Here is a 12,150-nt window from a genome sequence, read left to right on the forward strand (position 1 = left end):
TGCTTTTTTTATATTTTTAGTTCATCAGCAAGTTTTTTTAATTGAATTCGATTTCGTATGTAATAGGTTCTTCCGTCTTTTTTTAAGTAATTTTGTTGGCAAAACTGATTTAATACATATAAAAGATGACGATAGCTGACATTTAAATATTCCGAGGCCTCAGTATGCTTTTCTATATAACAATTATTTTGTTCTGTTAATAAAATAAAAGCAGCTAATCGATTTTCAAAAGGATAACTATAGTTTTTTGCGTAATTTTCAGTGCGAGTAATTGTCTTTTCTCCAATAAATTTGCATAAGTGCTGTAAAAACGTTGCATCTTGTAATAAAAGTTGCTGACAATCTTTAAGAGGAAGTGCCAAACAAACACAATCTTCTAGTACTTCAACGGACTTAGTAATATTTTCTACTCCTATTAATCCTAATTCCCCGATAAAAGATGGTGCTTGAATAAAATTAATTAATGAAACCTTCCCGTTTTTATGACTCATATATATTTTTGCCTTCCCAGAAATTAAGTAATAGAGATAAGGGAGAGTATTTCCTTCGCTACATATCATCTCTTTCGTTTGAAAAGAATGTAGCTCTACATATGGCAAGACATGAAATGAAAATAGGGTATGGAATTGATGGATTTGCATGTATTGATAAATTTCTTCCTCATTTTTGCTGATTTTCATATTTTCACCCCTATTTATAGTATGAGATATCTCCTATTATCTTTACAAGAAGGAATGATACGATTTATGTAAATTTGTTTTTGTAGAAAAGAGAGTGTGATGAGTTTATGAAAAAATATAAAACATTGCTATTTGATGTAGATGATACATTATTAGATTTCCAAAAGGCTGAAAAAGTGGCTTTACGGGTGCTTTTTGAAGAGAAGGGAATCCCTTTAACAGACGAGATAGAGGCTCGTTATAAAAAAATAAATAAAGGTCTTTGGGATGCTTTTGAAAAAGGGGAACTATCACGCAATGAAGTTGTAAATACACGATTCTCTCTGTTGTTTAAAGAGTATGGAGAAGAAGTAGATGGAATATTATTCGAAAATAATTACCGTAACTACTTAGAAGAAGGAAATCAACTCATGCAAGGTGCGTTTGAATTTATAAATCAAATTCAAGGGGAGTATGAGTTGTATATAGTGACAAATGGTGTTTCTAAGACGCAAGATAAACGTTTGCGTAATGCAGGGTTACATTCATTGTTTAAAGATGTTTTTGTTTCGGAAGATACAGGTTTTCAAAAGCCGATGAAAGAGTATTTTGATTATGTTTTTGAACGGATTCCTAACTTTGCACCTGAAGAAGGGCTGATTATTGGGGATTCATTAAGCGCGGATATTAAAGGTGGATATGTAGCGGGAATTGATACTTGTTGGTTTAATCCAGAAAGGAAGTTAAATGATAGTGGGATTATACCGACATATGAAGTGCATAATTTTGAGGAGTTAGAAGCGTTATTAAAGCAGCATGTGTAATAAAAAAATAGACAGTGGAGCTTTCGTCTTCACTGTCTATTTTTGTTAATTTGTATTTTCGTTATGTTTTGGGAGTGGAAAGGCATTCCCAATAGCAGCTGCACCAAGCATTGGCAATAGTAAATTAAGCGGGAAAAACATAAGTAATAGCAATGTGATAGCTATTGGCTATCGTAACGCATAGCTCGAAATTGCTGTCGTTACGATAGCAACGGATGCTACTGGATCTATAGGAAGAATAGATGCTATAGCGTATCCAATACTTGATCCGGAAAATATAATTGGGAATATATGTCCACCCCGCCACCCTGTGTTCAAACAAACGGCAGTAATACACAACTTTAAAATCCCTGAAAGAAGTAGTATCCAAAAAGATAAATGGCTCCATTCAACAACTAACTCTTTTAATTGATGTTCCCCTGAAAATAATGTGTACGGAAGAAAAGTTCCTGCAATTCCTAATAAAATGCCACCGATAATTCCGAGTGTCAGCTTGTATTCCCTAAAAGGGTGAATTAACTTCTCTAATGTGCATTCTAACTTGAAATAAAAGAAACCAACTATAGCACCGATACTAGCAAGTGGAAGAAATGCGATCCATTCATTGAAAGAAAGTGCACCTTCCCCGAAATCAACAATAAAGGATCCACGATTATCGAGTTTACTCAGTAGTAAATAAACAGAAAAACCTGCGAAAGTAGTAGCTAAGTATACAATTGCCTTTTTTCCTTTAGAAAAAGCAGCAATTTGTTCCCCCTCATTTTCATTCGGTGCTAAATAACCGAATAATGGTGCGTTAAAAATGACACTTAAAGTAGCGCCAATTCCAATCTCGGTTAGCTCATTCATACCCTTTAAGGCAAATTTAAAGCGATCCCCTACCCATGTGCACAGTCCGCCTATAATTCCAACTAGTGCGGCTTCTGGACCAAGACTAGCTCCGAAAATTAAAACAATAATCGCTGTTAAAGTAGCCTGATGGACAAAGCGATATTCGATTCGACCAGTTTTTTTATATTCAGTCATCACTTCAGGCATAAGGCGTGGATATATACCGAAATATTTTTGTGATAGACCAACGAGGACCCCGCCAATTATTGTTACGCAAAGGGTGTAATAAGAGGGATAAGAGAGAACTTCAGGCAAGTATCCCCAAATAAAGTGGATTCCAATATTTATTGTGACTAAAAATAACCAGACTGTAGCTCCTACTATAGATCCTAGAAGAATGCCATATAGAGCAAGTATGTACTGCATATCTTTTTTATTTGTCATGTTATACCTCCGTTATGTAAATCTCAGTAGGGAAAAAGTGAAATATACTAGTGGAAAATGGATTGAATATATATAGTATCTTTTTGAGAGGACCGCCTATTCAACATATAGGCTGAATTTTAGAGAATTTGAATTTATAGGTTAAATTACTTATTTAATTTTATAGACTGATTTGAGTTTTTTAAAGGTCTTTTTTGAAATAGACTAGAATATATTTCTTTTGTTGCTTTATATGAAACTGTTAACATTTATTTTAGAACATTCAGAAAAACTGTTTGACATTAGGAAATTATTGCTATAAAATCAACGGTAATTGCATAGTCTTATCAAGAAAAGGTGGAGGGACAGGCCCGATGAAACCTTGGCAACAGCCGTATAACGGAATTGTGCCAAATCCTGCAGGTAGTAATCCTGAGAGATAAGAAAGAGCCTTTAGAGCGTGTTTTCAAACTGCTCCTTTCTTGTTTTCAGGAAAGGGGCAGTTTTTTATTTTGTATAAAAGAAAGGAGAATGAGAGATGGGAGAATCATGGGGAAAAGGAACGATTTGTGTGCAAGGTGGCTATACGCCAAAGAATGGTGAACCACGTGTTTTACCACTTTATCAAAGCACAACGTATAAATACGATACTTCGGATGATTTAGCAGCTCTATTTAACTTAGAGGCAGAAGGATATATTTATACGCGTATTGGAAACCCTACTCTAGCCGCATTTGAGCAGAAGTTATCAGATTTAGAAGGCGGTGTAGGAGCTGTTGCAACGGCTTCTGGGCAAGCAGCTATTATGCTCGCAGTTTTAAATATTTGTAGTAGTGGGGATCATTTACTTTGCTCTTCAACTGTTTACGGGGGAACGTTTAATTTATTTGGGGTGAGTTTACGTAAGCTTGGCATTGATGTTACGTTCTTTAATCCAAATTTAACGGCAGATGAAATTACGGCACTTGCTAACGATAAGACGAAACTTATCTATGCAGAATCATTAGGAAATCCAGCGATGAATGTTTTAAATTTCAAAGAATTTTCAGCTGCCGCTAAAGAATTAGAGGTACCTTTTATCGTTGATAATACATTAGCAACTCCTTATTTATGCCAAGCGTTTGAATATGGGGCAAATATTATTGTTCATTCTACGACTAAATATATCGATGGGCATGCGAGCTCTTTAGGCGGTATTGTAATTGACGGTGGAAACTTTGATTGGACAAATGGAAAATATCCTGAGCTTGTTGAACCAGATCCAAGTTATCACGGTGTAAGTTACGTTCAAAACTTTGGTGCAGCAGCATATATTGTGAAAGCACGTGTTCAACTATTAAGAGATTATGGAAATTGTATGAGCCCATTCAATGCATATATTAGCAATATTGGCTTAGAGACTTTGCATTTACGAATGGAGCGTCATAGCGAAAATGCTCTGGCAGTTGCTAAGTGGCTTGCTAATCATGAACGTATTGAATGGGTGAATTATCCGGGATTAGATAGTAATGAAAATTACTCGTTAGCACAAAAGTATTTGAAAAAAGGTGCTAGTGGGGTTTTAACATTTGGTATTAAAGGGGGATTAGAAGCAGCAAAAGAATTTATCGCAAATGTAAAACTAGCAACTCTTGTAACGCACGTAGCTGATGCACGAACTTGCGTTATACATCCCGCTAGTACGACGCATAGACAATTAAATGCTGAAGATCAGCGTTTAGCTGGTGTTACATCTGATTTAATTCGTTTATCGGTTGGTATAGAAGATGTTTCTGATATTATTGCAGATTTGGAAGCAGCTCTAGTTGGAGGCAAAACACATGCCGATCATAATTGATAAAGATTTACCGGCTCGCAAAGTGTTGCAAAAAGAAAATATTTTTGTAATGACGAAGGAGCGAGCAGAAACACAAGATATACGCGCTTTGAAAATTGCTATATTAAATTTAATGCCAACGAAGCAAGACACAGAAGCACAATTACTTCGCTTAATTGGAAACACACCGTTGCAATTAGATGTTCATTTACTTCATATGGAATCACATCTGTCTCGTAATGTAGCGCAGGACCATTTAACGAGCTTTTATAAAACGTTTCGTGATATTGAAAATGAAAAATTTGATGGGCTCATTATTACAGGAGCACCAGTTGAAACTCTTTCTTTTGAAGAAGTAGATTATTGGGAAGAGCTTAAACGTATTATGGAGTATTCAAAAACGAATGTAACATCTACGCTCCATATTTGCTGGGGGGCACAGGCTGGTTTGTACTATCATTATGGTGTTCCAAAGTATCCCCTTAAGGAAAAAATGTTCGGTGTATTTGAACATGAGGTTTGCGAGCAACATGTGAAATTGTTACAAGGATTTGATGAATTGTTTTTTGCTCCGCATTCTCGTCATACAGAAGTACGAGAGAATGATATTAGAGAAGTGAAAGAATTAACATTGTTAGCAAACTCTGAAGAAGCAGGTGTTCACCTTGTTATTGGGCCAGAAGGAAGGCAAGTTTTTGCCCTTGGACATAGCGAATATAGTTGTGAGACGTTAAAACAAGAATACGAACGAGATCGTGACAAGGGATTAAATATTGATGTGCCAAAAAACTATTTTAAACATAATAATCCAGATGAAAAGCCGCTTGTTAGGTGGAGGAGTCATGGTAATTTATTGTTTTCTAATTGGTTGAATTATTACGTGTATCAAGAAACCCCTTATATATTGTAAAGAAAGATTGTGTAACACGTGGCAACGTTTTCCTTGTAAAGATTAACTTATATTTTTCCGAATGTTCAAAATACATTGTTTTTCAGATTTTTTACTCATATAATTTCATCTAAACACAATTTTTGAGGGGTGGACAGTACTATGAAAGAAATTCAAGTTGGGTTATTAGGTCTTGGGACAGTTGGCAGTGGTGTGGTTCGTATTATTACGGATCATCAAGAACGACTCATACACCAAGTAGGTTGTCCAGTTAAGGTAACGAAAGTATTAGTGCAAAACATTGAGAAAGAGAGAGAGGTAGAGGTACCTTCTACTCTATTAACACAAGATGCAAATGAAATTTTAGATAATCCAAATATTGATGTTGTCATCGAAGTGATGGGTGGCATTGATGATGCAAAATCATATATTTTACAAGCTTTAAAAAGCGGAAAGCATGTTGTAACTGCAAATAAAGACTTAATGGCATTACATGGAGCTGAATTATTAGCGACAGCAAAAGATAATAAGGCTGATTTATTCTATGAGGCGAGTGTGGCAGGAGGAATTCCAATTTTACGCAGTATCGTAGAAGGACTTTCTTCAGATCTTATTACGAAAGTAATGGGAATTGTAAATGGAACGACAAATTTTATTTTGACGAAAATGTCAGACGAAGGGAGAGCATATAACGACGTGTTAAAAGAAGCCCAACAACTTGGATTTGCAGAAGCAGATCCAACATCAGACGTAGAAGGTTTAGATGCAGCAAGAAAAATGACGATTTTAGCTACTCTCGGTTTCTCTACAAATGTAGAGCTTGGAGATGTGAAAGTAAAAGGGATTACCTCTATTACAGAGGAAGATATTGAATACAGTAAGAGCTTAGGTTATACAATTAAATTAATCGGTCTTGCAAAACGAGATGGTGAAAAATTGGAGGTTACAGTTGAACCAACTTTACTTCCAAATACACATCCTCTTGCGGCAGTACAAAATGAATATAACGCTGTGTATGTGTACGGTGAAGCAGTTGGAGAAACGATGTTTTATGGACCAGGCGCAGGAAGTTTACCGACAGCGACAGCTGTTGTTTCGGATTTAGTTGCTGTAATGCAAAATATTAGATTAGGGGTAACAGGAAATAGTGCTGTAGTCCCACAATATCAAAAAGTATTAAAAGAGCCAGACGAAATTGTCGTGAAAAAGTTTTTAAGACTGCATGTAAAAGACGAAATTGGTGTATTTGCAAAAATTACTTCATTGTTCTCTGAGCGTGGCGTTAGCTTTGAAAAGATTATTCAAATGCCACTTGAAGAGAAAGGAAAGGCTGAAATTGTAATTGTAACGCATCGTGCGTCTCTTGCTGATTATGATTATATTCTACATACGTTGCAAGGGTATGAAGAAATCGATTGTTTGAAAGCGAACTATCGAATTGAAGGGGATGCTAAGTAGTATCTCTTATCATAAAACAGAAAGAGCCTATTAAGCAGCTTGCTTAATAGGCTCTTTTCTATTTAAAATCTGCGTACCAACTTGAATAAATGCTTGGATAATCCAGCCTGTTGTAAAGGATAAGATGATTGTTCCAAAATAGATAGGTCCATCTAATAAAAAGCTTAACGTTAAAAATAAAAAGGCTAATGAAATCTCTGTTCTTCTAAACGTCCATTTTTTCTTTTCAGCAACCGTTAAAACGAAAGCTTCTTGAGGCGCTGCGCAAAGGTTTGTAGAGACGTAAAGACCAATTCCAGCTCCAACGAATAGATTTCCGCAAATAAGTGTTATATATTTTGGAAGAGAGCGGATAGCATCCATAATAGTTGTAATGGAACCAATCCAATCAACAAAAAGAGAAATAAGAACCATCGTTACAATTGTACCGATTGTAATTTGTTTTTTATTCCAAAAGAGTACGATAAGTGTAAAGGCAAAGTTAATCATGAAAATCCAAAAACCAATGCTTATCCCAAAATTTTGATATAGTGCAATAAAGAAGGAATCATAAGGACTAAGTCCAAAGGAAGTAATTGTTGTCATCATATTAATACCGATGGCAAGAATGAGTAAACCGCCAATGAAAAATATATATTCTAATTTGAATCGAAGCATAGTTGTATATCCTTTCTAAATGTATTTGCTAGGAAAGGATATATTGTGGAAAGCTTACCAGGTCAAGGGAGAATTTTTGTGAGAAGGGGAAAATGAGATGACAAATATAAGAAAGATTGCTGAACTTGCTGGAGTATCTGTTTCAACTGTTTCACGTGTACTAAATAATCATCCGTACGTAAATGAACAGAAACGAAAAGAAATTTTAGCAATTATAGAAGAATTAAATTACACGCAAAACGTGAATGCAATTCATTTAGTGAAAGGAAAAACGAATGTAATTGGCGTTTTATTGCCACACGTAAATGATCAATATTATAGTGCTATTATCGAGGGGATATCAAAAGAAACAGCAAAGAATAATTATAATATGATGCTTTGCCAGACAAATTATAGCGAAGAAAGAGAACTAGAAATTTTAAATATGTTAAAAATGAAAAAGCTTGATGGGGTTATTATTTGTTCTCGGACAAATAGTAAGGAGAAGCTTGAAGAATATACGAAATTCGGCCCGATTGTTATGTGTGAAGAAATAGATTCGAAGTATATTTCAAGTGTCCATATCGATTACTACAAAGTATTTTCGCGTGGGATGAAAAGCTTAATAGATGCCGGTCATACACGTATTGGATATTGTATTGGAAGAAGTAATAGCGTTAATAGCCAAAGACGAAAGAAGGCGTACGAAGATTCGCTTCAACAGAGTATCGTAACATCGTTAGAGACCTGGAAATTTGAGGGATGTTTTACAGTGGAAGATGGACGCAATGTAATTAGAGAATGGGCTCATATGTCAGTAAAACCGACGGCGTTCCTTGTATCTTGTAACCATATTGCAGCGGGGATGGTTACAGAAGCAAAAAAACAAGGAGTTCGTATTCCAGAGGATATTACGATTATCGGGTGTGATGATCAAGAGGTGGCAGATATATTGGGTATAACGACGATTTCGCATTCTAGTAAAAACGTTGGAGTGAAAGCGTTTGAATTATTATATGAAAAGATTAATGAAGAGAAATTAGATGTGAAGCATATAGAGTTATTACCAGAGTTAGTAGATAGAGAAACGACATAATTGAGAAGGTGTGAAAATCGCTTTTCAAAATTTCGTTTGGTATAATTATGGACAATCTATGAGGGCTAAAAGGGGTTTTGATATGAGATCAAAAGTAGTAAAAGTAATTCTACTCATTACAATTGCATCTTTTTGTTTATTTGCACATGGCTTTGTTTCAGGTGTAAATGATGTATTAAATCCGAAAGCTTCAAATTTAATTAAAAAGACCGATGTAGTGGCAAAAGAGAAAAAGAAAACGGGAACGTTACAAATCGTTAGTTTAGGTGATTCATTAACGCGTGGCGTTGGTGATAAAGAAGGAATTGGCTATGTTGGGCGAATGAAAGAGGATTTACAAAAAGATTATAAGCAAAAAATTGCATTAACAAATTTAGCAGTTAGTGGTGCAAAAATGCCCGATTTATTAAAACAAATTGAGAGTAGTGGCGCTCAATATTCAATTAAGCAAGCAGATGTAATCGTGTTAACGATTGGCGGGAATGATTTGTTCCCAGGCTGGGAATCGCTCGGGAAAATAGATTTAGAGACGTATCGTCCTGATACAGAAACGTTTCAAAATGAAGCAAAGAAAATTATAGAAGAAATTCGTAAATTAAATGCAAATAGTCCGATTTTTTGGCTTGGTTTATACAATCCTTTTGAAGATGTAGAAGATTTAAAAGGGTCTTCAAACATTGTTGTGGACTGGAATGCATCTTTAGAGAAGTTAGCGCTAAACGATAAAAATGTGTATATTACACCGACATTTGATTTATTCCAAAACCGCGGGAAAGATTTATTATACTCTGATCATTTTCATCCGAATGAAGTAGGTTATACGTATATGGCAGAACGTTTAGTTCAAAATGTTGTAAGTAAATTAAAACTAGAACAAGGAGGGGTAAAATGACGACGATACTTTCCGTACGAGACTTGAAGAAGGTAATTGGAAACAAGACTCTTGTAGAGAATATTTCCTTTGATGTAAAGCAAGGAGAAGTGTTCGGGTTCCTAGGACCAAACGGTGCTGGAAAGACGACTACCATTCGAATGTTAGTCGGATTGATTAAGGCGACAGAAGGTAAGATTTCTATCGGTGGTTATTCGATTAAGGAAAATTTCAGAGAAGCGATGCGTCAAATTGGGAGTATCGTTGAAAACCCAGAGTTGTATACATATTTAACAGGATGGGAAAATTTAAAGCAATTTGCTCGTATGTTAGGTGATATATCAGATGAACGTATTATTGAAATTGCTGAAATGGTTCATTTAGATGAAAGAATTCATGACAAGGTAAAAACGTACTCACTTGGTATGAAACAACGCCTTGGAATTGCACAGGCGCTCCTTGGGAATCCTAAATTGCTTATATTAGATGAGCCAACGAATGGTTTAGATCCAGCAGGGATTAGAGAACTTAGGGAATTTATACATAAGCTTGTGAAAGAAGAAAATATGAGCGTGTTTATTTCAAGTCACTTGCTAAGTGAAGTGCAAATGATATGCGATCGCGTTGCTATTATTCATAAAGGAAAGATGATAACAGTTGCCAAGGTTGAAGAATTAATTAAAACAGCAAGTGATCGTGTAGAATGGATTGTTACACCAATTTCTAAGGCGAAAGATATGCTAGAAGCGGCCGAGGAAATAAGAGAAGTGAGTGTAAAAGGCGAGCGATTACTATGCCGCATGGATATTGCATCTATAAGTAGTTGGAATAAAAAATTTGTAGAAAATGAAATAGATGTACATAGCGTTAAGGAGCTTGTATTTACGCTAGAAGATTTATTTATTGAACTCACAAGGGGTGAGCAGCATGCGTGAATTTACGAATCTAGTTTTAAATGAATCAGAAAAGATTTACCGTAAGAAACGTATTTTTGTTGTCATGCTTATTTTAGCAATCTTGATCCCGCTTTTTGTGTACGCGCAGTATCGTGAAATAGAAACGACACAAAAAAGACTCGGTACAACTGATTGGAAGGTTTCATTGCAACAGCAAATTGTTGATTCTCAGAACCGGTTGAACAATTCTAGGTTGCCAGAAGAATGGCGTGATTGGTTAAAGGTAAGAGTTGAGCAACAACAATATTATTTAGATCATGATATTAACCCGATGGCACCGGGTGCACCGACTTTTGTCAGAGCATTTATTGAACAAGGAATTACATTGTTTATTCCGCTTCTCGTAATGATTGTCGCTATTGATATCGTTTCAGGAGAACGAAGTGATGGGACAATGAAGATGTTACTTACGCGGCCGATTCGGCGCTGGAAAATACTCCTTAGTAAATACGTGACGATGTTATTTTTCATTTCGCTCATACTGTTTCTTGTAGGTTTGTTTGCTTACATATTATCAGGGCTTGTATTTGGATACTCGGGATGGAATTTACCTGTTTTAACAGGATTCGTCATTGATAAGGAAACGTTAAATACGAACTTTGTGCATCTGATTCCGCAGTGGCAATACATCTTAATGGCGTATGGACTAGCCTGGTTTGTTGCTATCGTTGTCGGAACTATATCATTTATGGTCTCTGTTTTAATTCGTAATACACCAGCTGGTATGGGCGTTATGCTAGCTGCATTAATTGCAGGCGGTATCTTAAGCTCGTTCGCAACATCTTGGGAAGGTGCGAAATATATTTTTAGCGTGAATTTATCATTAACGGATTATTTATCAGGAAAATTACCTGCATTACAAGGCTTATCAATGGGATTTTCTTTGATGAATTTAACTGTTTGGGCAGTTGTTTCCCTTATTATTTCGTTCTTAGTATTTACAAAACAGGATATGTTGAATTAATTAGACAGGAAGTGACAGTATGGAAAATGTTTTAAAGAATGATTGGGGACCATTATTGGCACCAGAATTTGAGAAAGAGTATTATCGTACTCTATCCAGTTTTTTGACAGAAGAGTACAGCACGCATGTTGTTTATCCGAAGGTAGAAGATATTTTTAACGCTCTTCAGTATACAAGTTATGAAAATACAAAGGTTGTTATTTTAGGACAAGATCCATATCATGGACCGAATCAAGCGCATGGTTTAAGTTTTTCTGTACAACCTGATGTTAAAACACCACCATCATTGTTAAATATGTATAAAGAACTTCGAGATGAATATGGTTATGAAATCCCGAATAACGGTTATTTAGTAAAATGGGCAGAACAAGGAGTATTACTACTAAATACCGTATTGACAGTTCGTCAAGGCGAAGCAAATTCTCATAAGGGAAAAGGATGGGAGCACTTCACAGATCGTGTGATTGAACTGTTGAACGAACGTGAAAAGCCAGTTATTTTCATATTGTGGGGGCGCCATGCGCAGGCGAAGAAGAAGTTAATTACGAATCCGAATCATCATATTATCGAATCTGTACATCCAAGCCCATTATCGGCAAGACGTGGTTTCTTTGGTAGTAAGCCATACTCTAAAGTAAATACGATTTTAGCTAATATGGGAGAAAGAGAAATTGATTGGGAAATTCCAAATTTATAAATAGAAAAGGTAGTTAACAGTCGTTAACTA

Annotated in this window: 11 protein-coding genes, 1 pseudogene and 1 riboswitch; of the genes and pseudogenes, 9 read left to right on the forward strand and 3 right to left on the reverse strand. The window is 35.7% G+C overall.

Annotated features, from left to right (window positions below):
• Window positions 1-8: 8 nt before the first annotated feature.
• Window positions 9-680 (reverse strand): transcriptional regulator YeiL, encoded by a 672-nt coding sequence (locus tag ACS2FK_RS09570; protein ID WP_063549201.1) that lies wholly within the window; start codon window positions 678-680, stop codon window positions 9-11.
• Window positions 681-787: 107 nt separating this feature from the next.
• Between ACS2FK_RS09570 and ACS2FK_RS09575 the strand changes: the two genes are divergently transcribed.
• Complete coding sequence (locus ACS2FK_RS09575; RefSeq protein WP_000760188.1) at window positions 788-1,483, forward strand: YjjG family noncanonical pyrimidine nucleotidase; 696 nt, start codon at window positions 788-790, stop codon at window positions 1,481-1,483.
• 45 nt (window positions 1,484-1,528) lie between these two features.
• On the opposite strand, the pseudogene ACS2FK_RS09580 reads toward ACS2FK_RS09575, so the two are convergent.
• Window positions 1,529-2,758, reverse strand: a pseudogene (locus ACS2FK_RS09580) (chloride channel protein).
• Window positions 2,759-3,078: 320 nt separating this feature from the next.
• Window positions 3,079-3,183: riboswitch (SAM riboswitch) on the forward strand.
• A 92-nt stretch (window positions 3,184-3,275) separates the two neighbouring features.
• Here ACS2FK_RS09580 and ACS2FK_RS09585 point away from each other — a divergent pair.
• The 3 genes from ACS2FK_RS09585 (at window position 3,276) to ACS2FK_RS09595 (ending at window position 6,900) form a co-directional block, all read left to right on the forward strand.
• On the forward strand, window positions 3,276-4,574 hold the full coding sequence (locus tag ACS2FK_RS09585; RefSeq protein ID WP_000504786.1) for a bifunctional O-acetylhomoserine aminocarboxypropyltransferase/cysteine synthase: 1,299 nt from the start codon (window positions 3,276-3,278) through the stop codon (window positions 4,572-4,574).
• On the forward strand, window positions 4,558-5,463 hold the full coding sequence (gene metA, locus ACS2FK_RS09590) for a homoserine O-acetyltransferase MetA (RefSeq protein WP_001121531.1): 906 nt from the start codon (window positions 4,558-4,560) through the stop codon (window positions 5,461-5,463). Before ACS2FK_RS09585 ends, metA begins: the two co-directional genes overlap by 17 nt.
• A gap of 141 nt (window positions 5,464-5,604) precedes the next feature.
• Entirely contained in the window at window positions 5,605-6,900 is a 1,296-nt protein-coding gene (locus ACS2FK_RS09595) for a homoserine dehydrogenase (protein ID WP_000659109.1), read from the forward strand.
• A gap of 30 nt (window positions 6,901-6,930) precedes the next feature.
• Here the strand turns inward: ACS2FK_RS09595 and ACS2FK_RS09600 are convergent, their stop codons facing one another.
• Window positions 6,931-7,557, reverse strand: coding sequence for a YczE/YyaS/YitT family protein (locus tag ACS2FK_RS09600; protein ID WP_000943411.1), 627 nt, complete (start codon window positions 7,555-7,557; stop codon window positions 6,931-6,933).
• Window positions 7,558-7,654: 97 nt separating this feature from the next.
• Between ACS2FK_RS09600 and ACS2FK_RS09605 the strand changes: the two genes are divergently transcribed.
• From ACS2FK_RS09605 to ACS2FK_RS09625, 5 genes are read left to right on the forward strand one after another with little or no spacing between them, the layout of a single operon-like run.
• Complete coding sequence (locus tag ACS2FK_RS09605) at window positions 7,655-8,632, forward strand: LacI family DNA-binding transcriptional regulator (RefSeq protein ID WP_000181979.1); 978 nt, start codon at window positions 7,655-7,657, stop codon at window positions 8,630-8,632.
• A 10-nt stretch (window positions 8,633-8,642) separates the two neighbouring features.
• Entirely contained in the window at window positions 8,643-9,524 is an 882-nt protein-coding gene (locus ACS2FK_RS09610) for an SGNH/GDSL hydrolase family protein (protein ID WP_154816437.1), read from the forward strand.
• Window positions 9,521-10,438 (forward strand): ABC transporter ATP-binding protein, encoded by a 918-nt coding sequence (locus ACS2FK_RS09615; protein WP_000207730.1) that lies wholly within the window; start codon window positions 9,521-9,523, stop codon window positions 10,436-10,438. The genes ACS2FK_RS09610 and ACS2FK_RS09615 overlap by 4 nt, the downstream gene beginning before the upstream one ends.
• Window positions 10,431-11,423 carry an ABC transporter permease subunit gene (locus ACS2FK_RS09620; protein ID WP_063549197.1) on the forward strand — a complete coding sequence of 331 codons (993 nt, stop codon included), beginning with the start codon at window positions 10,431-10,433 and terminating at the stop codon, window positions 11,421-11,423. Before ACS2FK_RS09615 ends, ACS2FK_RS09620 begins: the two co-directional genes overlap by 8 nt.
• A 19-nt stretch (window positions 11,424-11,442) precedes the next feature.
• Window positions 11,443-12,120, forward strand: coding sequence for a uracil-DNA glycosylase (locus ACS2FK_RS09625; RefSeq protein ID WP_063549195.1), 678 nt, complete (start codon window positions 11,443-11,445; stop codon window positions 12,118-12,120).
• Window positions 12,121-12,150 lie beyond the last annotated feature (30 nt).

Origin of the sequence: Bacillus cereus group sp. BceL220, assembly GCF_051776965.1 — a bacterium.
GTDB lineage: Bacteria > Bacillota > Bacilli > Bacillales > Bacillaceae_G > Bacillus_A > Bacillus_A cereus.

Bases quoted from the DNA above. Each gene is read 5' to 3' on its own strand.
- ACS2FK_RS09570 (WP_063549201.1), bottom strand. From the start codon at position 680: ATGAAAATCAGCAAAAATGAGGAAGAAATTTATCAATACATGCAAATC.
- ACS2FK_RS09575 (WP_000760188.1), top strand. From the start codon at position 788: ATGAAAAAATATAAAACATTGCTATTTGATGTAGATGATACATTATTA.
- ACS2FK_RS09585 (WP_000504786.1), top strand. From the start codon at position 3,276: ATGGGAGAATCATGGGGAAAAGGAACGATTTGTGTGCAAGGTGGCTAT.
- metA (WP_001121531.1), top strand. From the start codon at position 4,558: ATGCCGATCATAATTGATAAAGATTTACCGGCTCGCAAAGTGTTGCAA.
- ACS2FK_RS09595 (WP_000659109.1), top strand. From the start codon at position 5,605: ATGAAAGAAATTCAAGTTGGGTTATTAGGTCTTGGGACAGTTGGCAGT.
- ACS2FK_RS09600 (WP_000943411.1), bottom strand. From the start codon at position 7,557: ATGCTTCGATTCAAATTAGAATATATATTTTTCATTGGCGGTTTACTC.
- ACS2FK_RS09605 (WP_000181979.1), top strand. From the start codon at position 7,655: ATGACAAATATAAGAAAGATTGCTGAACTTGCTGGAGTATCTGTTTCA.
- ACS2FK_RS09615 (WP_000207730.1), top strand. From the start codon at position 9,521: ATGACGACGATACTTTCCGTACGAGACTTGAAGAAGGTAATTGGAAAC.
- ACS2FK_RS09620 (WP_063549197.1), top strand. From the start codon at position 10,431: ATGCGTGAATTTACGAATCTAGTTTTAAATGAATCAGAAAAGATTTAC.
- ACS2FK_RS09625 (WP_063549195.1), top strand. From the start codon at position 11,443: ATGGAAAATGTTTTAAAGAATGATTGGGGACCATTATTGGCACCAGAA.